Origin of the sequence: Paenibacillus sp. L3-i20, assembly GCF_022180385.2 — a bacterium.
Classification (GTDB): domain Bacteria; phylum Bacillota; class Bacilli; order Paenibacillales; family Paenibacillaceae; genus Pristimantibacillus.
In genome coordinates, this window is record NZ_BQME02000001.1 from 2753860 (window position 1) to 2778338 (window position 24479).

The 24479-nt window shown below is 43.1% G+C and carries 22 protein-coding genes; 19 read left to right on the plus strand and 3 right to left on the minus strand.

Annotation, left to right across the window (positions count from 1 at the left end; genetic code table 11):
* Window positions 1-3: 3 nt before the first annotated feature.
* Window positions 4-1113 carry a glycosyltransferase gene (locus MFF31_RS12760; RefSeq protein ID WP_238188341.1) on the minus strand — a complete coding sequence of 370 codons (1110 nt, stop codon included), beginning with the start codon at window positions 1111-1113 and terminating at the stop codon, window positions 4-6.
* 209 nt (window positions 1114-1322) lie between these two features.
* Here MFF31_RS12760 and MFF31_RS12765 point away from each other — a divergent pair, with 209 nt between their 5' ends.
* The 4 genes from MFF31_RS12765 to MFF31_RS12780 all read left to right on the plus strand — a co-directional run bounded on the left by MFF31_RS12765 (window position 1323) and on the right by MFF31_RS12780 (window position 3060).
* Window positions 1323-1628: an alpha-helical endospore appendage domain-containing protein gene (locus tag MFF31_RS12765; protein WP_238188342.1), complete on the plus strand. Its 306-nt coding sequence runs from the start codon at window positions 1323-1325 to the stop codon at window positions 1626-1628.
* Window positions 1629-1839: 211 nt separating this feature from the next.
* Window positions 1840-2145 (plus strand): alpha-helical endospore appendage domain-containing protein, encoded by a 306-nt coding sequence (locus MFF31_RS12770; RefSeq protein WP_238188343.1) that lies wholly within the window; start codon window positions 1840-1842, stop codon window positions 2143-2145.
* 51 nt (window positions 2146-2196) lie between these two features.
* Entirely contained in the window at window positions 2197-2652 is a 456-nt protein-coding gene (locus tag MFF31_RS12775) for an alpha-helical endospore appendage domain-containing protein (RefSeq protein WP_238188344.1), read from the plus strand.
* Window positions 2653-2694: 42 nt separating this feature from the next.
* Window positions 2695-3060, plus strand: coding sequence for a hypothetical protein (locus MFF31_RS12780; RefSeq protein ID WP_238188345.1), 366 nt, complete (start codon window positions 2695-2697; stop codon window positions 3058-3060).
* Window positions 3061-3174: 114 nt separating this feature from the next.
* Here the strand turns inward: MFF31_RS12780 and MFF31_RS12785 are convergent, their stop codons facing one another.
* On the minus strand, window positions 3175-5418 hold the full coding sequence (locus tag MFF31_RS12785; RefSeq protein WP_238188346.1) for a glycosyltransferase family 2 protein: 2244 nt from the start codon (window positions 5416-5418) through the stop codon (window positions 3175-3177).
* Between the two features lie 203 nt (window positions 5419-5621).
* On the opposite strand from MFF31_RS12785, the gene MFF31_RS12790 reads away from it, so the two are divergent.
* Window positions 5622-5999: a DUF3221 domain-containing protein gene (locus MFF31_RS12790; RefSeq protein ID WP_238188347.1), complete on the plus strand. Its 378-nt coding sequence runs from the start codon at window positions 5622-5624 to the stop codon at window positions 5997-5999.
* Window positions 6000-6381: 382 nt separating this feature from the next.
* On the opposite strand, the gene MFF31_RS12795 is transcribed toward MFF31_RS12790, so the two are convergent.
* A complete protein-coding gene (locus MFF31_RS12795; protein WP_238188348.1) occupies window positions 6382-7362 on the minus strand; it encodes a phosphotransferase enzyme family protein in 981 nt (326 codons plus the stop codon).
* Between the two features lie 352 nt (window positions 7363-7714).
* On the opposite strand from MFF31_RS12795, the gene MFF31_RS12800 reads away from it, so the two are divergent.
* From MFF31_RS12800 to MFF31_RS12865, 14 genes are all read left to right on the plus strand, one after another.
* Window positions 7715-8998: an MFS transporter gene (locus MFF31_RS12800; protein ID WP_238188349.1), complete on the plus strand. Its 1284-nt coding sequence runs from the start codon at window positions 7715-7717 to the stop codon at window positions 8996-8998.
* Between the two features lie 216 nt (window positions 8999-9214).
* The gene (locus MFF31_RS12805) at window positions 9215-9559 is read left to right on the plus strand and encodes a hypothetical protein (protein WP_238188350.1); all 345 of its coding nucleotides are present in this window, start codon (window positions 9215-9217) and stop codon (window positions 9557-9559) included.
* A gap of 464 nt (window positions 9560-10023) precedes the next feature.
* Entirely contained in the window at window positions 10024-11034 is a 1011-nt protein-coding gene (locus MFF31_RS12810; protein ID WP_238188351.1) for an SAF domain-containing protein, read from the plus strand.
* On the plus strand, window positions 11031-11606 hold the full coding sequence (locus MFF31_RS12815) for a hypothetical protein (RefSeq protein ID WP_238188352.1): 576 nt from the start codon (window positions 11031-11033) through the stop codon (window positions 11604-11606). Before MFF31_RS12810 ends, MFF31_RS12815 begins: the two co-directional genes overlap by 4 nt.
* 1 nt (window position 11607) lies before the next feature.
* Window positions 11608-12444, plus strand: a complete 837-nt coding sequence (locus tag MFF31_RS12820; RefSeq protein ID WP_238188353.1) for a hypothetical protein — start codon at window positions 11608-11610, stop codon at window positions 12442-12444.
* Window positions 12445-12446: 2 nt separating this feature from the next.
* Window positions 12447-14303 carry a pilus assembly protein CpaF gene (locus tag MFF31_RS12825; RefSeq protein ID WP_238188354.1) on the plus strand — a complete coding sequence of 619 codons (1857 nt, stop codon included), beginning with the start codon at window positions 12447-12449 and terminating at the stop codon, window positions 14301-14303.
* Window positions 14300-16396, plus strand: coding sequence for a hypothetical protein (locus MFF31_RS12830; protein WP_238188355.1), 2097 nt, complete (start codon window positions 14300-14302; stop codon window positions 16394-16396). Before MFF31_RS12825 ends, MFF31_RS12830 begins: the two co-directional genes overlap by 4 nt.
* A gap of 17 nt (window positions 16397-16413) precedes the next feature.
* Entirely contained in the window at window positions 16414-16926 is a 513-nt protein-coding gene (locus MFF31_RS12835; RefSeq protein ID WP_238188356.1) for a hypothetical protein, read from the plus strand.
* A gap of 35 nt (window positions 16927-16961) precedes the next feature.
* Window positions 16962-17465, plus strand: coding sequence for a hypothetical protein (locus MFF31_RS12840; protein WP_238188357.1), 504 nt, complete (start codon window positions 16962-16964; stop codon window positions 17463-17465).
* Window positions 17466-17535: 70 nt separating this feature from the next.
* Entirely contained in the window at window positions 17536-17901 is a 366-nt protein-coding gene (locus MFF31_RS12845; RefSeq protein ID WP_238188358.1) for a hypothetical protein, read from the plus strand.
* A gap of 14 nt (window positions 17902-17915) precedes the next feature.
* The gene (locus MFF31_RS12850; RefSeq protein WP_238188359.1) at window positions 17916-18458 is read left to right on the plus strand and encodes a hypothetical protein; all 543 of its coding nucleotides are present in this window, start codon (window positions 17916-17918) and stop codon (window positions 18456-18458) included.
* Window positions 18391-19416 (plus strand): hypothetical protein, encoded by a 1026-nt coding sequence (locus MFF31_RS12855; RefSeq protein ID WP_238188360.1) that lies wholly within the window; start codon window positions 18391-18393, stop codon window positions 19414-19416. Before MFF31_RS12850 ends, MFF31_RS12855 begins: the two co-directional genes overlap by 68 nt.
* A gap of 18 nt (window positions 19417-19434) precedes the next feature.
* Window positions 19435-20574: a stalk domain-containing protein gene (locus MFF31_RS12860; protein ID WP_238188591.1), complete on the plus strand. Its 1140-nt coding sequence runs from the start codon at window positions 19435-19437 to the stop codon at window positions 20572-20574.
* Window positions 20561-24403, plus strand: a complete 3843-nt coding sequence (locus tag MFF31_RS12865; protein ID WP_238188361.1) for a DUF5704 domain-containing protein — start codon at window positions 20561-20563, stop codon at window positions 24401-24403. Before MFF31_RS12860 ends, MFF31_RS12865 begins: the two co-directional genes overlap by 14 nt.
* Window positions 24404-24479 lie beyond the last annotated feature (76 nt).

The following is a 24479-nucleotide window of genomic DNA, read 5'->3' on the forward strand; positions in this document are numbered from 1 at the left end:
GCATTATTGAAGTGTAAACATTGCTTCTTTGGCAGGTAGGTAGTCGGGATAGAAGCTGACGGAGGTACGGTAGGCATTTTTGGCAAGTGCTTGATTAGACAGTTTCTCGTGGCATTGTCCAATATAATACCAGGCATGAAAAGTGCCGCTGCCTGCCAAAGTGAGATGCCGGGTATGACTTTCTCCAAGCTCAATGCAATGCTGGAAAGTGTGAATGGCCTCATCATAGCGCTTTTCAGACATGAGCATAATACCTCGATAAAGATGCAAATCCACATAATCAGGATACATCATAATGGCCTTATCAATTGCAGCGATTACTTTATCATCTATGCTCTTAGCATCTATTAGAATGGAATATTTTAATTTGTAAAGCAGTGAGGGTGGGGCAAGTTTCTTTTCAAGAAATCCGATGATAGCTCGATTAACGTAACGAAATGACAGATCGTAGTTTTTCAGCCTTACATGTTCACTTGCGAGATGATAATAGTTCCATGGATTGTCATCTTCTTTTCTTAATGCTTCTTCTAATAAAGCAATATTACGTTTTGATTTTCCTTTGTCAATAACGACGCTGTCTAAGTAACCATAGTGATGAATTTCAATAGGTAGACATTGAATATCTGTTGTTATTAATTGAGGTAGCACTTCATTTACATTAATGGTCTCGTGGACATTATTTTGAAATTTAAAGCCGTAATGGTTTCGAATGATTCGAACCTGATTGTAATGATAAGTTTCGTGAAGAGATACTTTATTCCCAATATAATTAACGAGGTGGATGGCGTATAAATGGTCGCTGCCCTGCATCAATTGCTGACGTACAAATTCAAGATCATTTATTAGTAGCTTCTCATCTGCGTCTAACCACAAAATCCAGTCCCCAGTAGCGAGTTCGAGGCTGAAGTTGCGAGCGGATGCAAAGTCGTTGTCCCATTCATAATGTTCCACTCGAACGCCAAGTGACCGGCAGATTTCTACTGTGCTATCCGTTGAGCCAGTATCAACGATAATGATTTCATCTGCAAATTGTAATGCACTTTCAAGACATTGTGTAAGCCAGCGTTCTTCGTTTTTTACAATTAAGCATACTGACAGTTTAATTACCTCCATCGGCAGTATAACCATCCTTCCCCTTTGCGAAGTCATAGTCCGCACACATCAACAACTTAAACAATCCATTATATGCTCGCTTGTTGTTCTTATTCTTTAGATAACGATTTCTTCTTTTGTAATAAAGTACAACTAGAGCTACATAGGATTGGAAACGTAAGTGGAATTACACATAGAAGAAAAATTAATTGGAGTGAGGTGAAGATGAAATGTCACAACCGAATATTCCTAATATTACCCCGATTATATCGCTCACCATTGGCGATAGCATAAATTTGCTATTAGCCTCCATTGCTTTCGAAGAGCTTGCGCTTGCACATATCGTGAATGCTGAAGCTGAGAAGATTCAATTTGTTTTGGGAACACTTAGCCCCGGAGTCGAACCTCCACCAACGTTAGAACAGTTATTGGAAATTAATAGAAGTGTGAATCAAACGTTACAAAGTGTAATCACAAAAGAATTACTTCTAAGCAAAAAACTATCGGACATCATCGCATTTGTACCGGCAGGGTAGCATTATGTAGTCATTACGTGGAAATGTATATGAGTGAAGCGTTATTTTCGTTTGTCATCTCCTGCAGTCGATATGGATTGCAGGGGGTGTTTCATGTATATAATTACTTTCTCGGTTACTACATAAATATCAAAGTGAGGACATATATTTGATTTTGTAGACTTCTGTTAGGAGAGCGTTCAAAATTACAGCCTAAGGGAGATTGATAACGATGTCGATGCCACATGTGCCCAATATAACACCCATAATTACTTTGGAACGAGAGAAAGTAATCAACTTGCTGTTAACATCGATCGCACTTGAAGAGATAGGGTTGTCGCATCTTTTGAATGCGGAAGCTGAGAAGATCCAGTCTGTTCTAAAACATAAAGATTTTTGTTTAGGAGATGCGCTTCTCGTGAATGAAAGTGTTGAACGAATGCTACGTAATATCATTAAAAATCAGATGCTTCTACAGTTCAAGCTTGAGGATGTCATTCGCTTAGATCATAGGCATGATGATCACTTTGAGGAGTAGCATTCATCTAGCGATATGTCATATATAGTGTGATAAGAAGGAGGTAATATATTGCAGCCATACTCTGGAGACAGCATCCCAACAATGTCTGAAGCTCTGTCTCATCTTATCGAGTCTATTGCTTTAGAAGAAAAAGCGTTATCGCAGCTAGTGGTATCAGAAGCCAACAAAATTGAAGCATTCGTAGGTAAGCAGCAGAATTTCCCTCTTCATCCTTCATCGGATGAAATTATTCGGTTCAATCATTCCGTTATTAGTGTCCTGGATTCGATTCAAATGGCGGAGTGGTTATTGTTCAAAAAGCTTCATACCATTTCTCAGCTGTCAGTATGGAGTGAAGAGAAAGCACATCTATCAAGTGTTACGACTACAGAAGATACTGTTCAATCAAGTGTTACGACTATAGAAGATAACGATCACCAGGACGATAATGGATCATCTGACATTGAAGGGGCCGAAGCTGAGCTTGTTGAAGAAATCGATGAAGAAATTGATCTATCAGAATAAGATGAGCAAGATTAACTGAGAAAGAACGAGAGGTGGCGTGCAGTGAGTAAGGGGATACAATCGGCTTCATTACTGATTGCAGCTGTGCTGCATCTGGTTAGGGCGCTTCATCGTAGAAAGAAGGGGATGAAGCGGGAAGTCAGGTTGCAGGTGGAGAACCAGATTTCTATGCTGATCCATCAGATTGCAGAGATCTATATGGCGGTAAGGCGTAATGAAATATTATATAAAAGTGTTAAAGATGAATCAGTGGTAGATCATACTTTTACAAATAGTAGCAGCGAAGGGCATAGTGTTGCACATGATATATCAGAGACGATAAAGCTAATTAAGATATGGGAATTCAACGATATATCCATAGCAACGCAACTGGAGGAGAAACTGCATTATCTAAAGCAATATTACTAATGAACGAAAATGCCGCAGTATATGATTATACAAATAGCGATAGATGCTGGTTCATAATTGCGGATTAATAGGAGTGAGAACGGCAGCAAGAACTGCCGCCCTCGAATATTGGTATTAGCGTTTTTCTCCTCCAAAATCATAAATATTATGCTGCTTCATGAAATAGACTCGGTTGAAAAGCAAGCTTTTATGATCGGGATAATAGCGGAGAGCAGCTTCGTTATAGTCGTAAGCTTCCTTATATTGCCCGAGTCGATCGTAGCAGAGGCAGAGCCCAAGAAGCGGCAACCACGTTTTGTAGCCAACATAAGGGGGAAACTGGTGATAATCATCCTCTGATGATTGTAATGCGTGCTTAAACCATTCAATCGCTGCGAAGTGATTATTTTTATCCATATGCCATTGACCAATTTTGTAACTAACTTCTGGCCGCGGCGCCCCATATTGCAACGATCTAAATAGTGCTTGAATCCGTAAATCGTCCCGCTCTAGCAGCTTTGCACATTCTGATAATTGGCAACATGCGGTAATATTATTCTGCAAGGATTCGTTTTTTTCGATCAAAAAGGTGTTGTAATATACGCTGGCTTTATGATAATGCTTATGTTTGACTAATTCATTGGCGTAGCCATACGTTTCGTTAGGAGATAATGGTTGCCCACTGATTTCACGTCTTTCGTAGACTTGGAGAATACGTGTTGTTGTTTCAGCGTTTTTTTTATGATGGATAGAAATGTCGCTGTGCTGAATAGTTCCGTTTACAACTAGGTAGTCGTTAACTGCATCATGCCATAGAAAATCGGAACGACTGCGTACAAGCCGATTACAACGTAGAGTGGAAGTGACATGTTCATTATCATCAAAGGATTGATGATACAGCATAGATACACCATCGACGTCAGGATCAAGATTCTTTTTGAGCAAAAGCAGATGTTCACGTTCCTCCGGCGCAACTACATCGTCAGCATCAAGCCATAAAATGTAGTCCTTAGTAGCTTTACTGAAGGCGTAGTTACGTGCTGCTGAGAAGTCATCTATCCATTCAAAATCATATATTTTCGCTTCGAAGGTTTCTGCGATTTCTTTCGTGCGATCCATTGATCCTGTATCTACGATGATCAGCTCATCGATCACCCCTGTTATTGATTCTAAGCAACGCTTTAGATGAGCTTCTTCATCTCGTACAATCATGCATAAGCTGACACTAATATGAGAGTGACTGAGAATATCCTCGTTATACTTCGCTATTTCCTCCTGTATGCTTATCAGGGCTTCTTTTGTAGGTTCATATGTTGGACAAACCTCGATACTGCGTTCATATGCTTCGATAGCCCTTTCGAAATTCCGCTCTTGCTGCCAACATCTACCGATATAATAGTGCGCCTGAAATGTACCGAGTCCAGACAACGTTAAGTGGAGAGTCATTCGGTCTCCGAGTGCAAGACAACTCTCGAACGCTTCTCTTGCAAGCGTGTATCGTTCCTTAAGAAATAATACGACCCCTTTAATAAAATGCAAGTCTACGTAATCCGGATAGAGCTGAATGGCCTTATCGATTGCGGGTTCAATACCTTGATAGCTGCCGAGTGAAAGCATCGTCTCGTACTTTAAGCGATACAGCAAGGATGGCGGCAGTTGATTGCTTTTGATAAAAGCTAAGATGGATTGGTTTACTGACTCGTATGCTTTTTGATGTTCACCGATTTGATTATATTCGCTTGCAATATGGTAGTGAATCCAGGGGTTAGCATCTTCTAACTCCAGTTCATTTAGGAGCATATTTAGATTGCGTTCTGACTTGTTTTTATTTGTTTTTACAGATTCGAGGTAGCCATAATGATTCAGAAAAACGTCTACGTAGCCAACTCGATCTTCCGTTAAACTAAGCTCGCTTACGTTAAGGCGTTCGTGGATTCGGCCGCTAAACTTAAAGCCAATATGGTTGCGAAAAAGTCGATGCTGCTGTACTTGATAAGCCCTATCGATACTGACTGGATAATCACCGAAATAATTGATAAGACCAATGACTCCCAAATCTTTATCATCCCACGCAAGCACTTTTCGAATGGCTTCCGAATTTATTTCCGACAATACCTCATCAGCATCAAGCCAAAGTATCCAGTCGCAAGTCGCGTGTTGTAGACCGAAATTACGTGCTGATGCGAAGTCTTCATTCCATTCATAGTGTAAAACTTTAGCACCATAGGACTCACAAATAGCAACTGTATCATCGGTTGATCCGGTATCAACAATAATCATTTCATCTACGACTAGATGTACATGCTCCAAACATTGCTTTATAAAAGTTTCTTCATTTCGGACAATCATACATAACGAAAGGCGTGGAGCCAGTGACACAGAGGTCCCTCCCTAAGTAAACATTTACCCCATCATATGTGTCAGCCTTTTTGAGGTGCGTATGACATTTTTCTCTCCGTGAAATGATAGCTGAGCCTCTGGAAATTGGCTCGGCCGTTTACGCTTGGTGTAAATTGTTTCTATTTTGGTACGAAGGGGTAAGAGGATATAGATGGTAATTTTAACTATGGAGGGGTCCAAAGATGAAAAGAGAACTTGTAATCGTAATAATGACAGTACTACTAGTTGGTTGTTCTGCGAATCAACCGAAAGAAAATACAGAGCAAACGTGGGACTATCGTGAAGGCAACGTAATAGCGAAGGAATCAACTAAACTGTTAGTTGTGGATAGTACAGATGTAACGGAGCTAGAGCTCAAACCAGAGCTTAAGACAGTAGAGGAAATATTGAGTGTAGTTAAGCCGGAGGCTGTCTGGGTAACTGCGATTAATGAATCAGAGCTAGAGGCAATTGAGGTTGGAGATGAAGTTAGCTTGGATATTGAAGGAGATGTATCAGAATCGTATCCAGCAGAGGCATCTGCCAAACGAATTACCGTAATTGATAAGCAAGCCAAGTAAAAATGAATAATAGGAAATGGATTAAAGAAATCTTTCTCTTTTTGTTCCGATTTTTCAATTCTATAATTAGTTATAGAAAAGAAAAATAGGGAGAAAAGAGGGAGAGCGATGAATGCTATACCTTTTAGGGAGAGATGTTTGAGAGTAATAATTGCAGTTGCATGTTTACCACTGACTATAGTGCAAACTGTCATTTCAGCATATAACACAATTAAATATAAACATGCCGGTGAGCTAGTGCAGATTGATTCGGGATATCTACATGCTCATGTAACGGGATCGAGCAAGCCAACAAAAACTCGACCATCACTTCGATGGTCGAGTTTTATTATCTCTTCTAATTTCTATGAGTGCTAACGATTCGTACAGCTTTGCCACACTTTCATTTGATAGATGTTCGCCAGATTTCACGATTTTCTTCACAATAGTGCAGAAGTCTATTTCTCAAGTCGATTGCCCAAAGTGGATAAGCGGAGATATCCATATCCTCGACACTGCGAAGCAAACGAGCGAAGGAATATAGCTCAGCAAATCTCTGGAACAACGGGATTAATGAAACTTCAGCTTCTTCTAACCTACGAATAGATCGATAACCTGATATGAAGCACTCAACCTTTGCCTTAGCTTCATCATTTTCCTCTTCAAGCAAGTCTGAAATTGCAGCTGCAATGTCCATGACATACCAATGCACCATAGCATCGTCGAAATCGATAGCGCAAAATGTTGAAGTAGCAGCATTGTAAAAGACATTATCTGTCTCGAAGTCATAGTGGATAATACCTTGTGAGGCAACCCCCTCGGGCAATTGTGCTAACGCTGTGCGTAATTGTTGCAGTTCTAGGTGCGCCTCGTGTTCATTAGGATAACGTTGCAATACAGTTGCGACAAAGTCGAGAGCATCACTCCAGCTCCGATAGGATGAGTAATCGTAGTTCTCAGATAGCAGATGAAGCCGTGCAAGTGATTGGCCCCACTGTGCAATCTCATCGTCAGTCATCTCTTCAAGATCGGGCTGATTGCCGCTTGCTTCTGTAAAAACGACGCCGAAGTAACGACCTGTTTCTGTTGATATCGTCTCAATTAATTGATCATTCATAGAGGAGATAGGTGTCACTGTAGGGTAGCCATTGTTATATAGATAGTTCATAAAATCTAGTTCAGCCGTAATGTTCGCAAACTGTTGATCTTCTTCATGAACGAAACGCAAATAATACGTTTCTCCGTGGTGACGAAACAGATATACAAAATTGCTGCTCGCCCTCCAAAATTGCAATGTTCCTACATCATGCTCCCAATTGCGCAGAAGCGCTTCGGCAGCATCATTAGTTATTGTGCCTCGAACCATGTTAGTTAACGACATCATCTTTAAAGTTTCCTCCCATACCATGATGAGAGGCTTTCATTACAATTATGTATGAAGACCTCTCATAGGCTTCTTTGTATTGTGATACTGTTTCACACCATCACTCCTTCGATTCGTAATTTGGAGGCAGGAAGTATAATTTTCACTACTATCCAGACTTCCTTCTTCTATATTGTGATCAAATAGGAAACAAAGCAATGTGAGAAATGACTATAACTATTTTTTACAGCAAGTGGTATGGGGAATATGAAAATACATTGAAATTGTCAAAATAACTTATGATTGCAACGTTGTGGCAATCGAAGTATGCTTTAGGAAGAGTTTTACAATTTCGAATGGGCGGGTGAGACTTATGACACAGAACAGAGCAATAAATTCACCGTGGATGTATGCGTTTGGCATGTTAGCGATGATGATTCCAAGCCATGCGTTTAGTACATTTTACAGCTATTACTATGTTGAAAAGTTAGGATTAGGGATAGGACTCTTCACGATTGCACGTACGATCTTTCTCATCTGGGATGCTGTAAATCAGCCGATGGCAGGATACTTCTCAGATCGAACGAATACGAAATATGGACGGAGGAAGCCGTGGATATACATTTCTATTCCACTCTTCGTACTTTCCTTCATTATGGTGTTCAGTGTCCCGGGCGGCATGTCCGAATTTGGACTATTTACATGGTTTCTAGTATCGCTGCTTCTATTTGAAGCAATCGCTACAATACTTTGGGTAAACTATGGTGCGTTGTTCCCAGAGTTATTCCGCGGTGGTCAGCTGCGAGCCAAGGCATCATCTATTCAGCAGGGGTATCAAATTGTTGCTATTCTTATCGTATCTATCGCTGCACCAATCATAATCGGAGCATTAGGTTATGGACTGATGGCGATTCTTTTATCTGTGTTGTTTGTTGTGTTTATGATCATTTGTATGCGCTTTACTCAAGAGGATCCGGATACTCGCAGTGCTCCTCAGATGAAACTTAAAGAAGCATTCTCCTCGACGTTACATAATAAACCTTTCTGGATATTTAATTTATCGAACTCATTTGCTCAAACTGTAAATGGCTTGCTCAGCGCAACGATTCCTTTTTATGCGAAATATGTACTGAAAATACCGGAGGAGCAAGTCGCACTTCTGCTAGCCTCTATTTTCGTATCTGTCATCCCGCTGGTAGGTGTATGGTACTGGATCATTCGTAGGATGGACCCAGTGAAGGCTTGGCGATTGTCATTGTGGGCATATGCTGTATCTGTCATTCCTCTTTGGTTTGGAGGAAGCTTGGTGGGCGGGATTTTGGCAGGTATTTGTGTAGGTTTTGGACTCGCAGGTTTCTTTGTTACACCGTCGCTCGTCAACAGTTTAATTATTGATCGTGACTTTGCGGCTACTGGACGCAGACGGGAAGGCGTCTATACAGCGGTAAGCGGATTTATTATTCGTTCCAGCGGTTTGATCTCTGCACTAGCTTTCCTCATCGTAGGCATCATATTTGGGTATGAAAATGGAGATAATCCTGGCGATGATCCAGAAACGACTTTCCGTGTACTTATTAGCTTAGTTCCACTTATTCTGCTAGCGATCTCGATTGTGCTCTCTTATTTTGTAAAGCTGAAGGGTGAAGAGTACAAGTGAGCGGAAGGCTGAGAAAATATAGCTTATGAAGGAATAAGAGTACAGAGACTCTGTTAAGGCAATAGCCAAAGAGCGGTATCGCTTTATGGAGAAATAGTTGGCGCAATCCCAGATAGAGGGGGATGGGTGAGGTTAATAGTTGTCGCTATTGCATGCTCCTATTCTCTTATGGTACGGTAGAAAACATACTGACCTCATGAATAGGAGTAACTGATCATGTATGAAATAACGATAGATTTGGTTAATGATTGGGTGAATACAGCGAAGGAAGTACTTCGCGGCTCTGGTTATACGCTTACGGAAGGTTTGTCGAATGAGGCAATTGCATTGCAGTATTTTCTTCATTCTCAGCCGGAGGAGCAAGCACGCGAGTTGGCAAATGATACGATGAGCCGGCTTAGTGAGATGGAAGGCATTATCATCAGTCATATTGAATCAACTATTGTGCCGGATATTCGGAGCCGGACAAAATACGAAGGAAACGTGTTCCACTTTAGCTGGGTTTACAGTGAAGGAGAACATATTATTGAGCTGAATTCGGAATATCGAATTCCGTTGTAGAAGGACTATAGGGGAAAAAAGATCGCACCAGTGGGCTTAATATGCCTGGCTTGGTGCGATCTTTTTTGTTGTTTTTAAATCTTTTTAAACCTTTTTAAACCTTTTGTATAGGTCTATTGGGATGAAAAAGAGACCTATTAAACATGAGCTAAAACGACCATTTCTCAAGTACCTTATTTAGGCACATCATAATACTTGTTTGAGACATTGATACGCATGAATATACAACATTCGATATTTTTATACATAAAAATACAATCTGTAAGTAGATCATTAGGATCAGCTTCGACTAGTTTTAAAATTACCAAAAATATGAATAGCCTCCAGAACTATGTACTTTTATTGTGAAATCGATATGATTCAATAGTAACAGTTTTTTTTCAACAGAATACACGAGCAATCGATTTAATGTGATCCAATTACATATAATTTGCTAGAAAACTATAGAGTAGGGGGCAATATTCGTGCGAGGTAGAGTGCGAAAGAAACAAATTATTGTCATTGCGCTCGGCGCTGCGGGTGCACTTGTTGTTCTGTTGGTACTTTGGATTGGTGCTTCGGCAGTATCAAAGGCCAAGTGGCAAGGGGAGAAAGCAAAGTACGAGCAAGCATTATCTCAACATGTACAAAATTTGAGCTTATATGAAACGAAGACGCGAGCCGGATACGTGTTAATTGTACCGAAGTCTGCGGGTGATGCGATTGCTGAGACAGATGTTGAGAAAAGGGCATTGCCTGATTATTTTACGCCGGAGGATGTTATTGCATTACCAGAACAAGTGATAGGTAAAGTGATGAAGCTGAATGGGAAACCAGGCACAGCTTTGACAAGTGAAATGGTCTACGATCAGGAGCAACTTGATCCTAGTCTCCGCAAGGAGGAAGCACAATATATTCGTCTTCCGATTCGGGTGCAGCCGCTTGATATTGTAGATATTCGCATTGTTTTCCCGAATGGCGAGGATTATATCGTGTTGTCTAAGAAGAAGCTTGATGATGTAGATGCAGGGAATCAGCTTTCCTATTTTACAGTAAATGAGGAAGAGAGACAGCTGCTACAATCCGCATTAGTAGATGCGTATACGAACAAAGCAGAACTATATGGCATTCAATACGTCGAGCCCGAACTACAGCCAAAAGCCGTTGTTACGTATACACCTAATTTGGATGTGATGAAAGTGTTGCGATCGAATCCAAATATTGTAGCCAAAGCTAAGCTTAGTTTGAATGAAGGACTTCGAAGCGAACTCGATACGAGATTAAGTAAAATTCCTGAAGGATCTAGACAGCGAATTGGTACAGATGCACCAGATGGAGGGGCTGTTTCGAAGCGTAAGGAAACGATTGAAACATTGCTACCTCCAGCAAGTGAAGTTGCTGCGCCTCCAGTGCAAGAAACGGGAACTGCTCCGGCAGCGGGAAATGAAGCAGCAGCTACAGGAGACTCAGGATTATTGGAGGGTAATGCACGATGAATATCGGCTTTGTAGGTGATTGCGATAAAGTTGATGTGGCATTAATGGCGGGTCTGCTGCTCAAGTCCTATCATGCAGACTCTCCGGTAACCATTGTTGCCGACCGACATCGCCACTATCAGTACTTCAAAGATGAAGTGAGCGGCATGGCGGTGCAACTCGAAGAAGATAGCCATTCGGTAGAGGGTACCGTCATTTATGATTGGCATTCGATGGAGTTGCCACGGAATCGGTTGGACAAGCTGTATGCGGTGACGACCTATGATAAGCCTTCACTGGAGTTTGCATGTGAATTTGTGAAAAGACATGAAGTGCAAGGTGTAGTCGTATTAGAGTCTGATTGCTCCATTACACCGAAATATATCCGCTATCTGTTTCCTGATGTAAAGACACTAAGCTGCTTCGATGATCCTCGCAGACGAATGGATTGGGTATTCGATGGCAGAGTTTCCACGCGTAAGCTTGGAGATGACTTTACCAGCGTTATTGGCGAGCTCGCTCAAGATATATCCGGAATTACACCCGTTGATCTAAAAAAGATGTGGATATATTTGAAGAAAAGGAGTGCCTGAAATGCTGGTAGCTTTCTGGGGTCCCACGCCGGGACAAACGTGTACGACAAGCAGCATGCTTGCTGTTGCTGCGATGCTCGCACTCGACTACCCGCTAAAAATAGCGATAACACATCCAGTGCCTAGGGAGACACTTATTGAGCGATCAATGGGACAACTGAGGTCCCAAAGAGGGATATCGTCAAGCGGTGACTCAGGTGGAATGGATGCGATTCTGCGCCTTGCAGAATGTGAGATGCTCACCCCAACTACATTGCGGGATCATACGGAGTCTGTTTTAAAGGGGCGACTGGACGTACTTAGAGGTCCAACGATGAATGCGGATGATCGACTGCTAATGGCACTTCCGCAATTGAAAAGCTCAGCATCGCGTTATTACGATCTGTTCTTTATAGATGTTGCTGCGGGTACAGAAAATCTGGTTACAAAGCAGGTGCTTGCGCAAGCAGATCTGATCGTTGTCACCTTGAATCAAAATGTGGAATGGTTGGAGCGATATTTCGCAGATGTGGATAAGGCACAATTCCCGAATAGCAAAAAGAGGAAGTTCTGTGTGAGCGACTTCGAGCCAAACTCCAAGCTTTCTATGGATCGTATAAAAAAACAATATAAACTTCATTCCTCGGATCTACTTGGGGTGGTACCTCACAATGTTCGTCTAATGGATGCACTCAATGACGGCAATCTCCTCGATTTATTGTTGCGCAGCATGGCTGTGAAGAAGCAGATGTTTGTTCATGATGAGAACCTTGCGTTCATTTCGTCCATACGAGATATTGGGAAGCTGCTGCTTCGTTCGCTTGATCTTGCGCCTCTAGAGGAGGTGTCATTGGATTAACCATGCTAAATATTATATTGCTTATTGTTATCGCTGCTGGAATTATGATGGTGCTAATCAGAATTCTTATTACGAATAAGAAGGTTCAAGCGGTTTCCAAAGACGAGAACAGATTTAATCTTATTGATATTAGAGCTTATATTCGTTCAGCGCTGCAAGAGCTGACATCTACGCGAATGAATGACGGCAACGTGAGTGAAGAAGAGTTTACTAGGCGTAAAGCAAGAAGACATGAATTAAGAAAAGCACTTCGAAGCTGTATGCACGGAGACGTTTTTTCCAAACGATTTGTTAAAGCGAATATGAAGGATTTGCTGGAGCAGACGTATGGGCTTAGCGAAACGACAATTAATTATGTCATGCCATTTGATCGCCCGGATCGATTAACAACACAAGATCAATTTGAAATATTGCTGCATCATTATCAGAAAAAACATCGTTATGAAGCTTTTAACGTGCTGATGGCGAAGTATAAGCTTGATGGATTGAAAAAGCTGTCTGACGGCTCAGAGGGCTACCGAGTTACAAGTGAAGAAATACGTGCAGCATTCGCAGCCGAAGGGTTAAGCCTGACAATGTCCGACAAGCTGGATATTATTGTGCAGCGTGTCTATCAATCCTACAAAGGACTTGGCGTCATAGATGAAATTCGTGATCAGAATATTGACGGCGTCAATGGCGGGACGAGCGGTTTGCCGTCTGATATTGCGCAATCGCTTGATGTAGCGGGATATACTTCAGAAATGAAGGAAGTGCCGAAAGCGCATGATGCGGTTTGGATTTTCTATAAAGGAAAATCGATTCATCTGTCGTTCCTCAGCTTTGGCAGTGAAATGGAGCTAAAGCGAGTATGTCAAAACATCTATACGTTCGGAAGTCCAGGACAATTAAACGAATCCAATGGATATATGGTCAATGATATGGCTGATGGAAGTCGGGTAGTTGTTGTGCGACCTAAGATGTCTGAATCATGGGCGTTCTTCGTTCGTAAGTTCGACATTCAGAAGGCAGAGCTAGAAGAGCTGATCAAGGACAAAAATGCGGAGCTTGCCGTTGGCATGCTTACGTATCTTGTGAAGGGCGCACGTGTAACTGGCGTTACCGGGCAACAGGGAACAGGGAAAACGACGATTCTTATGGCAATCGTCAAACATATATACCCAACCTTAAATTTACGTATTCAAGAGATGGCTTTCGAACTTAGACTCCGCAAAATCTATCCAGAGCGCAACATTCTTTCATTCCGCGAGACACCGACCGTCAGTGGTCAGGATGGATTGGATACACAGAAAAAAACGGACGGTTCCGTCAACATACTAGGTGAAGTTGCTACACATCCGATTGCGAGCTGGATGATCCAGATGGCGCAGGTTGCAAGCTTGTTCACCCTATTCACACACCATGCCAAAACCTTTCCGAATTTAATTTATTCCTTGCGTAACAGCTTGCTGGCTACGGGAGTGTTCACGAACGAAAAGATTGCTGAGAAGCAGGTAGTAGATGTCATTACGTTCAATGTCCATCTGGTGAAGGACGAAAGAGGCAGACGATACATTGAACGAATTACGGAATGTATTCCAGTCAGCGATTCAACCGCATACCCAAGAGCATATCGGGAGCATGACGATACCAATGGGAAACTGGAAGCGTTCATGGATACGATGACGGAATATTTCGAGCGTTCCACAGATCGCAAAACGTTTGAATACCGCAATATAGTGGAATGGCAAGACGGCTGTTATGTAGCTACTGCGGAACTTTCGGAGCGTAATCGGAAAGAGATGCTGCTGCACATGAATGATAAAGATGCCGAGGAATTCAAACAGTTTCTTCACGTTCATTGGGGGGACGCTTCATGAACCCGGCTGTTCTCATCTTAATGGTTGTTGTATTTCTTATTCTGTTGTTGGCACTGCTCGTAGTCATTCTATTAGCAGCACAATCAAGAATTGATCCCGTTGCGTACAAGGAAATGCAGAAGCTTCGGCGATTATTGCCGATGCAGCGCAAAGGCTCGTCCTTCGCTGCTACGGCTGAGCGGCTTTACCCCGTACTGCGAACGATCCCGATTGTTCGTTCTATGTTGCTAAACAACCGTTACAAATTAATAAAGTTGTACGCGGATGATGAAAGTTTAGTCCGATCACAATCGGCTGTACTAACGCTCACTATCTGTGGTGTAGTAATCGGTCTTTGGTTGTTGGCATTGCTGCTTGTATCATCGTGGGTTTTACGAATCTCAATTATATTGGCAGCGGTATATATCGGTACGGTTGTAGCAGATATGTTGATAGGCAGACGAGAGAAGCGGCTGCTCTATGGCTTATCAGGGTTATTGCTTGATCTCAGGCATGAATATCATCAGACACATATGGTCATCGAATCGTTAGAGCGTGCTTCCGAGCGATCGAGTCCACTAGTTGCGGCACATGCGCAGCGGCTGGCGGAAATATTATCCTCCATAGACCCTGAGGAAGAACTGCGCAAATATTACGATGATGCACCTAATCGTTATACGAAGTTATTGGCAGGGATAAGTCACCTCATTCTGGAGAATGGGGACGGCAGCTCCAAGAAGGAGAAGAAAGAACAGGGCGGTGAACGCTCCCTCTATCTTCATGCTTTATCGAAAATAAATGAAGAAATTCGTATGGACATATTACGCAGAGAGAAGCTGGATGCCCAGCTTGCAGGTATCGTCTTCGTTGCTTTTAGTCCGCTCTTCTTTATCGAGCCGCTTCGTGCATGGGGGGAGAGCAGTTTTCCTACTATGGGAGATTATTACGACTCCAGATGGGGCATGTATTCGCTTATTCTGTTGTATGTCCTTATGGGGGTTAGCTTCATTGGACTTCGCTTAGTGCGGGGACTGGATGGAGCAGCGGGACAAGGTGAAGGCCCAGGAACTCTGCTTCAAAAGCTGCTGCGAAAGCCAATGATACGTCGATGGGCGGATCGATTGACGCCGCCAGATTATTCTACTAAGCATCACCGAGCAAAAACTCAGATTGCGGATGCCAACGATTCGATGTCGGTCAGAGAGCTATATATGAGAAAGTGGCTGCTGGCGGGAAGTGCATTTGTCATTTTTATTGTCATTCAAGTGTACATGCATGATGCAGCACGTACGTTACTAGCACATCCCACTAATCCTACTCAGGGTACTGCGCCTGTTACGAGAAGTGACTATCAAGAGGCTGAGCGATTCGAGTTCAAAGGTGTTGCTATTCGTGAAGCAATACGGCTACAAATAGCAGACGTTGAGCTAATGGCATATATGCAGCGGCAGATGGACGGGAAATCTTTTGTAGCGAGAGGACCTGAGCTTGATAAATTTGTAACCGAGCTTGCTGCGGCAGTTAAGAGCTATAGAAGTGAGTCATATCGCTGGTATGAACTCATTATTGCTTTCGGCGTCGCATTCCTAGTTTATCGTATTCCGAACATCCTATTGTTCTTCCGAAGAAGTATGCGGAAGTGGGAGATGCAAAATGAATCGGATGGCTTCACATCCATTGCATCGATATTATCAGGGCTTCCACGCATTAGCGTTATAGAAATATTAGATTGGATGCATCGGTATAGCAGAATTTTCGAGCCGCAGCTGCTTCGCTGCCTTATCGATTATGAGGCGGGTCCCTTGCAGGCACTTGAGCGGCTGAAGGAGGAGGTTAAGTTCTTTCCCTTCGAGCGGATCATTGATCGGCTGCATGTGTCTGCAGAGCTTATCCCTATTAAGAAGGCATTCGATGATATGGAGCAGGAGCGAGCATTCGAACTAGAGCAGAGAAAGATGCAATACGAAGGGATGATCAGTCGGAAAGCAGCGATTGGCAAGTCAATCGGCTTCCTGCCGCTGCAAGCAACTTTCGCACTATATCTGATGGTTCCATTCGCATATATGGCAGTTTCACAGCTTGGTAATCTGTCTGGCGTAACAAATGGACTTTAGAAGAGGAGGGATACGGGATGGACAATATCTCAAAATTTCTGCAATGGTCCATTGGGCTGCTCATTACGTTATCCATCATCAGTATGGGTCTTATGTTATGGAACAAGGCGAAGCCGATTGGTGTCGCTGCCCAGCAGCAGGCGGCTGAGCAAGCGAAGCTAATGGCGGAGGCACAGTTCTCGGCTTACGATAACCAGTTGCTGAGCGGTTCGCAATTGATAACCGCTTATCGAAGATATTATATGCTGGATGCCTTTCACATTTATGTACAGACAAATCAGGGCGGCATTAAACAATTTGGGATGACACCAAGCGCACCAGCAGGAGGGGTAGGCCCATCAGCCTGCCCGCCGTTTAGCTATACCAATGGAACGTTAGGTGGAGGAACATCGAGTAGCTGTGCCGTACTAGAGGCGGACATTAGCAATGTGGCGAATACGAATTACGTCCCACCGCAGGCAAAGTTTAGAACTACGGTGTTAAAGGACGGCAATGACAGGATTGCTGGCATCTACTTCAAGATGCAGTAATAAATAAAACAAATTTTTTAGGAGGCGAAGAGGTAATGGAAAATATCTCGGCAGGTTTAAAATGGGCGATCGGATTGATCGTCACGCTGCTTATTGTTGCGGCGGGTATTAGTGTGTATATGTTGGCTAATGGGAACTTCAAGAAGGCGCAAGATCAAGCAACATCTCAATCGTCATTATTAGATGATTCAGAATTTACGATGTATGATCGTACGAATGTGTCAGGGACTGATGTGTTAGATACGGTGAAGAAATTTGCAGCACGTCCAGAGTTTACGGTATCGGTGGACACTGGTTTGTCTAATGCTTATTATCCCGAAGGCTTTGATAGCTGTTACTCAGTACCAGCTGCTACAGCTACTACGGATGTTACGGCAGATGCTACTTGTGGGGGAACAGGTTCAGCTACTATTCCTTATGGAACGATGACAAATCAAGATGCTTTAGAGTATGTTAACCCGACAGCACGTTTTGCATCTGCAATCTTCCGCGATGCTAATGCAGAGGTTCGCCTTATTCGGTTCATACAAGTTCCATAATTCTTTAACAGCAGCCCTGCGGCCTAACAGCCGCAGGACTACATCATCCCGCAAGAAACGAGGAACGCGCATGGACATCGCACGCTCTTTCTTAATCACTATATTCGTATGGATCCTATTCGCGGCAGGAGCAATGATGTACCTAAAGGGCGAGCAGGGCATGAACGAGCTATCTGCTGATTGGAGCAAGCCGTTGCTTTTTGAGGGAGCATACACTGGCACGGTGGATTTGACTCAAATGGCTGGCGAGCAAGTGCTTGGACTTGTGACCTATGCGAAAGAAGGCGAATTCATCCTCACATTGGATGGATTATTGATCAGCCCCTCCACATCGCTAGATTCTATAGATTTCCGCGAAGTTTCGAACAAAACCTATACGCTAACTTTTACACGAAATGCAGCAGGCAAGGTTATCTCCATTACAGCAGCACGTTAGGCGGTGAATTCAGTATGGTAGATGCGTTTAAATCCATCGTCGTACTTGTACTAATAATTATTGGTTTCATCGCTTATCCTGCCTTGCGAATTGCAGATCGAAGCGATGATATATCACGGCAGGCAGCCGCAGCGGCTGTGACGGAGTTCGTTGACACAACAAGAGGAAAAGGCTATATCGCTGTTTCCGATTATGAAACATTACTAGGTAAGCTTAACGGTACAGGTGTTGTGTTCGATATCCAGCTGGAGCATTACCGTAAAACGATACAACCCGTTTATACCGACCCCAATAACACCTCGACTTTTCAAAACCGATTTACAGTCGACTATATCGGCACTTTCACCAAAGACATACTCGATAAATTATATCCCTATACAGTCGTCGCTGATGAGCACAGACGATATAAGATGCATGCTGGCGACTTAATGCAAGTAAGAGTTGAATCTTTAGGTTCAACACTTGGCGGTCGTTTGCAGGGTATGTTGTATGGGAAAATGGCTGACATTCCACTTATGGCATCATACGGAGGGATGGTACGAAGTGAAGCCCCTTAGCATTCTTATGTTTTTTCTCATTATTGCAATACCACTCACCTTTATGCATGACGCAAGGCAGAACTATCTAGACAACGGAGAGCAGAAGTATAAGCAGTACAGCGATCACTTTCAAGCCGCCGTTGATGATACGGCTTATTATTTGTCCCAATTGGAAGCGCAGCAGAGTGGATTGAATGTTCATTACGCAAGTGCCAAGGAGCTGGAATTTGGCGAAGAGGCATTAGCTGTATTTTATAATAATTTGTCCATGAAATTTGGTATCGGAAACAACGGGGTAGAACGGCAAAATCTGATGCTTCACATACCTGCACTCGTCTTTCTCAAATATGACGGATACGTGCTTATTACATTAGAAGACGCTGAAGGCAAGGAAATGAAGCCGATCATCTGGCCGAAACGCCCTTATACATATAAGCTGTCGAACGGAAATGTCGTATATTTTACACTCGATGATCATGCTGTTGTGTACCAAAAGTCTACTAATCAGTTTGTGGAAGGAAAACATAACGAGCTTGTTAGCGAGTTAGGTTCAGGACTCATCCGACTGACTGACATTAACGTATTCAGACAAATTAGGCAGAACACAATTGCTGCCTCCTTAGAGAAGGACTTAGGCGGTGCGGTTAACCGTCATATGGAGCTAATGAAGCGGATGGGATTGAATGTTCAGTTCAGTTTGCCGCGAGGATTGGATGAGCAGGCCTATCAAAATGTAGGTTTGATCGCATTTATGCAAGGTTATCCTCTTCCTGGCGGGGAACGTCTGGATGCCTTTTCTTATGGCGGAGGTGCTGTCGTTCAGAGAACTGCGCTTATAGGTGTGTATGAGCCTGCTCCGAGACAATTCACCGCTTATCCCGAGGCTTGCGTGCCTGTGGGACGTGACTCTATTGAAGTATTTTATGATCCAGAGGAAGCGGCAAGTAAAGGATATTTTATAAGAGATTGTTCATAAAGATGGGAGGGATTCGTGATGGTATTGCTGCGCAACAAGCTTCTATTAGCACTTGCTAGTTTGCTGATCGTTATGGTGTTCAGTGGTGTACACGCATCTGCTGCTATTCCGATTGGGGTAGTTGTTAATGGACTAAAAGTAACGTTTCCAGATACGCAGCCTTATTTGGACGCTAATAAGCGTACGATGGTTCCGATTCGCTTCGTTACGGAGCAGCTCGGTGCGACCTTGGATTGGCAAGGTGGAGGCAAGATGAAAATTACATATGGAAAGACAAGTATTAGCTTGAAGCAGAAGGCAACAGAGGCTGTTGTGAATGGAAAAGCTTTGAAGCTTGAAACACCAGCTATCCAACTTAAAGGCAGGACGATGGTAGGTCTCCGCTTCGTAAGTGAAGCGCTTGGTACGAAGGTTACTTGGGATAGTGAGGCACAAACCGTTCACATTATGGATGCCGTATTTGAGAAGAGCAAGCCTTTGCTAGACGCATGGGGAAGACTGATTCGAACGGACAAACAGCCCGGCAATGCAGGCGATTGGGCTTATACGCTCCAAGATATTCCGAACATTGCGTATACGATGGACTATCGGAAGCTTTTGGATGAAGGCAGCTTGAGAACGACAGCATCGGAGCTATTTAAGGACGCTAACCTCAATCGAGAAAATTTGGACAAATGGGCGAATCGGATCAAACGTTATTATGATCTCGTTTTTTCGGTGGACTATCAATTGATAGATTCTTCAACTTGGTGGCAATCATTCCAACCTTATATGAATAACAGCAGCATTGACAATACGACGCGCATTCAATATGCGGAATGGGTGAAGAAGAATAATATTCGCTTAGAAGGTTGGGCAGAACCAGAGCCATCTATGACGTATAAGCAGGATGGAAAATATATGATGCGCACGAAAGTGAGATTTAGAGTATTGGAATCGGATGCCCTCTATGGCACTTTGCTAGATTCCTTCCAAGCATCTTATGAGATGAAGCTAAAAACGGGTGTTTGGTATTCCGGTTATGCGGATATTGTACTCTCCACCAACACATCGGGGGACTCATGGCCATATTACGGCGTCGATTATCATGACCATCTGTTCTTCACTCCAGTAGGGAATATTCAAGAGGAAGTAGGGGGTTCTATTGAAACAAATTAGAAAAGTGATGTTGTTATTAGTAATGTTAGCAGTAATCGCTAGTCCTCTTTCTCCACTTGCGGATGCACGAGTATCTATAAGTTTCCTGCCGTCGGGTGATTTGGAATTTACCGTTGTGGAATCATCACGTGCTTCCTCAGGTCTATATAAAGTGGTTGGCTGGGTTGCCAGCAAAAAAGCAGGCTGTGCAGATCCGAGACTCGAAGTGTGGGATCAACAGTGCAACCCGAAATTAAGTGGAGGTCCAACAGCAGAGTTTCGCACGTTCATAGCAGGAGAGCCAGTAACGATCAGAGGCAGATCCTATACGACTTATACAGTGCCGAAAGTTGAGGTTGAGAAGCTGCTTCAAAAGGATGGATTTTCCGATGTGAGGGAGGGTCAAAACCTATATTTCTCTCCTATCTTTAAGCTGTATAAAAAAGATGCTGCTGGAGCCCTTTCGCCTCTTGGCGGAGAATTCAAAACGCTTCGGGATGTTATTGGAGCACAGGAATGGAAGGTGAAGAGCGGATTCCGCCAATACTATGATATTCCCGTTAAGTTCGCTAGTAAAAACCCGCTATATGTTGTTTATAAGGATGAGGATGGAGGCATATTGACGCCTCCGAAGCTGATCGGTGAATATACAGCGGGTGCTTACCCTGGGCCGATCGTATTGGATCGTGTCCTTAATCGGAATGGGACCACACTGGAGCTAACAGGATCTTGGATAGAACGCATAGGAGATGCAGAACCTCGTAGCCGGAGATTTGAGGTGGATGGCTCCATTACGACACGTAATGTGACAGTAGCTTATGGAGGAACAACGATCGTAGCCATCTATGATGGAGATGGAGCGAGAGTAGACGCTAAGTTTGTTGATGAGAGCGGAAAGAAGCTTATTGATGATGTACACGTCGGTAATTATCGTACTGGCGCTAAATCTACTTATAAATACGAAGAGAAGGTAGTAGTTGGAGAACATGTATATAGACTTGTTAAGAGCTATCAAACGAATAGAAGCGATAAAAATCGACGGTTCCTTGAGCAAACATCAGGTAAGGGGATGCTGCAACGACTGGTGGACGTCGAACAAGGAGGACATTTTTTCTGGGGTGTATATCGGAAAACCGATGACCCTGCCGTAGCTGTAGATCTCTCACTTCATATCCCACATCATGTAGGAAGTACGCAGACAAATGTTACGGGAACGTTGGAAGTACTAGCGAATACGAATACTGAGCTTAAGGAATATGAAATTATTGGATTATCGAATGCTTATTACGTCAATGAAAAGCAGAAAAAAGGAACATTAAGCGGCAAAACTGGCAATCTAAGCATAGCGATTAATGTACCAGTTAATAGTGCAACCAAGACTATCACTGCGAAAATTAAGGTGTATAACAAAGAAGGAGAATTTGCGGAGGATAGCATCAATGAGACAATTGTAAAAAATGCGAGCGGCGGATCAAGTGACATGGATACTTCTCATAAAACAGTTCTTGAATCTGTAAATAGAGGCAGCGAGGAATTCGATGTATCTAAGGGCATACCTAGCAGCGAGAGCTTGTATGCGAATGTAACAAATGCGAAGGAATATTTGAATGAATTCCAATATAAATCGGTGAATGGCAAGAAAACGTACAGTATTACCGTTAGGAAGAGTTATACGCCATTTTGGTACGAAACGGTAAATGTATGGGGGACGTGCGAAGAGAAAGATAGCAAAGGCAAAGTAACAAGAGAATACTCTTGTATCGTAGACACAGATGAGGAAAGACGAACAGGCTCCGCTCAAGTTTATAGTGAGACGTATGCCATTGAAAGACCATTTAATTACTACGTAACAGATAAATTCGCATTGTATGGCATTGACCATGCTCGTATTAATAATGCCTCAATTTCTGGTGGTGGGGTGAATATTAATCCAAGCGGATATTCACCGCCAACTAGAGATGTATGGCATGGCAGCTCAGAGTCAGACCATGTTAAAGACGCAAAAATTATTAGCAGCATCGTAACTTTGCCCAGTGAGGAATATTATAGAGGAAGCAAGTCGGAATCTTCGTTTTATTCGGGATTTGAGTCTACGGCTGAAGCCCAAGTCGGTAATGTCTATGTAAGGAATGACAGAATTATTGTAAACAGTACAACCGTCATGAGCGATGCGTGGACAGAAGAGGAAGCTCCAGCACCTGGGGAAGTTCCTAAAGCGAAAATAATAAACAACAACGTACTATACGTTCCTTCTATTCAAATTCCGGCTGCAACTAAAAATGCGGTATATCCTTCAACCGGAAATTTGAAGTACCGCTTGTTGGAAGGACTGTTCAGTCCTCCTGCTAAGGTAGATGTAACATTAGGACCTAATGCGGTAACCGTCCATACACCAGTTGTGAACGATTCGGTTATACCAGATTCGAACAGACCATTCGATCAGCGGATGGATACGTATATGAATGTGACGAAACCAATACTCGTTTTGGATCGACCATTCACGGTAGATTTTGACGAGACGGCGCCTCATTTGAGCATAAAAGGATATGGAAATAGAGATTACAGCGCATATATCGATAAGAAGAGAATTAAATTCCCATTCGATGTGTTCGAGGGAACAGGAACGACGTTTTATCCAGCGTTAACGTGGATCGATATGCCTGTTGGCACACCGAGTATGACCTTCAAGCTGCCAACATGGGTAAGTGAAGGCGATTATGAGGTAACAACTCAAGCTTGGGCTATTAATAGACAGCCTGGCGAAACATGCCAAGCTGATTTGAACGGCAACCGTTCCATTCAGTGTGCTGAACGAAAAATAGAAGTAAGCGTGACAGGACGAATTCATAGTTTCAAAATTAATGATATAGGAGATTTCCGATTCGAAAATGTGTTCCGTCAATCTGCTGGATCACTTGCTCATACTGGAGTTGCTTACGTATCAGGCAATAAGGATGCTAATGGAGATCTAATACCGGGAATAGGCAGTAATTTGGTTCTGCCAGTGAGAAAAGGTTCTCATCCAACACAGAAAAATACTGTACCGCATAATGGTTATCCGATTCAGTACACAGTGAAGAGTATTGGCGACTATTGGGACAAGGGTGATGGTATCCGAGTTGAGCCTACCTTCTACTTCGTCTCCAAGGATGGCAAGCAGCGTCAAGTGGTGGATCTCTATTACGATACTGCCGGCGACAAGGATAAGATGATCAAGGTTGGATCGAATGAGGATAAGCAACTCTATACAAGATCCTATGTTCTTCCTGCGCCAGAGCGGAATATTGTTGAGGCGGAGCTACGGTTCGCAGCAGAGTTTGAGCATAACGAGATTATGACGCCAGCTCAGCGTCTACAGACGCCTTGGACAGCTTTTTACAAACAATATAAGGTTCGTGAGACAGCTATCGCCAAAGGGTATGACATAAATATATTGTCGTACAAGGCTAGGACGCTCGTAGGACCAACGGTGTTGCCAACGGGTATTGATGCAACTGTGGCGAGACGAAGTGTACAGAAGTGGTACGGTGAATATAACGTTCCGATTGCTCCTTACATCCTGCCGAAGGGAACGAAGATTAACGATTTGTTGGAGAAGTACAAAGGAGTTCTAACAGGTCGTGAAAGTGAGTATCTCAAGGGCGGTTACATCTTAGTAAACTTCCAAATCTATATGGTTCGAGGCAATGATGAGAATCGTATGCTCGGCTATAAGACTACGAATACCGATATGTGGAAGATTGAAGGTCAAACGACGAATTCAGGCGGATTTGCCTTCGAAAGCGGAGATATCATCCTGTTCGAATCCGATTTCTCAGCTCGTAATGACTTTGAAAGTGCAGGCAGATAAATGATTTAACACCGAGACGAACCCTGCATAATGTACGGGGTTCGTCTCTTTATATTAGGGCAGCCAATGGGAGTTG

Coding starts and splice junctions, on each gene's coding strand:
- MFF31_RS12760 (WP_238188341.1), bottom strand. CDS start 1,113: ATGGAGGTAATTAAACTGTCAGTATGCTTAATTGTAAAAAACGAAGAA.
- MFF31_RS12765 (WP_238188342.1), top strand. CDS start 1,323: ATGTCACAACCGAATATTCCTAATATTACCCCGATTATATCGCTCACC.
- MFF31_RS12770 (WP_238188343.1), top strand. CDS start 1,840: ATGTCGATGCCACATGTGCCCAATATAACACCCATAATTACTTTGGAA.
- MFF31_RS12790 (WP_238188347.1), top strand. CDS start 5,622: ATGAAAAGAGAACTTGTAATCGTAATAATGACAGTACTACTAGTTGGT.
- MFF31_RS12795 (WP_238188348.1), bottom strand. CDS start 7,362: ATGATGTCGTTAACTAACATGGTTCGAGGCACAATAACTAATGATGCT.
- MFF31_RS12800 (WP_238188349.1), top strand. CDS start 7,715: ATGACACAGAACAGAGCAATAAATTCACCGTGGATGTATGCGTTTGGC.
- MFF31_RS12805 (WP_238188350.1), top strand. CDS start 9,215: ATGTATGAAATAACGATAGATTTGGTTAATGATTGGGTGAATACAGCG.
- MFF31_RS12815 (WP_238188352.1), top strand. CDS start 11,031: ATGAATATCGGCTTTGTAGGTGATTGCGATAAAGTTGATGTGGCATTA.
- MFF31_RS12820 (WP_238188353.1), top strand. CDS start 11,608: ATGCTGGTAGCTTTCTGGGGTCCCACGCCGGGACAAACGTGTACGACA.
- MFF31_RS12825 (WP_238188354.1), top strand. CDS start 12,447: ATGCTAAATATTATATTGCTTATTGTTATCGCTGCTGGAATTATGATG.
- MFF31_RS12830 (WP_238188355.1), top strand. CDS start 14,300: ATGAACCCGGCTGTTCTCATCTTAATGGTTGTTGTATTTCTTATTCTG.
- MFF31_RS12835 (WP_238188356.1), top strand. CDS start 16,414: ATGGACAATATCTCAAAATTTCTGCAATGGTCCATTGGGCTGCTCATT.
- MFF31_RS12840 (WP_238188357.1), top strand. CDS start 16,962: ATGGAAAATATCTCGGCAGGTTTAAAATGGGCGATCGGATTGATCGTC.
- MFF31_RS12845 (WP_238188358.1), top strand. CDS start 17,536: ATGGACATCGCACGCTCTTTCTTAATCACTATATTCGTATGGATCCTA.
- MFF31_RS12850 (WP_238188359.1), top strand. CDS start 17,916: ATGGTAGATGCGTTTAAATCCATCGTCGTACTTGTACTAATAATTATT.
- MFF31_RS12855 (WP_238188360.1), top strand. CDS start 18,391: ATGGGAAAATGGCTGACATTCCACTTATGGCATCATACGGAGGGATGG.
- MFF31_RS12860 (WP_238188591.1), top strand. CDS start 19,435: ATGGTATTGCTGCGCAACAAGCTTCTATTAGCACTTGCTAGTTTGCTG.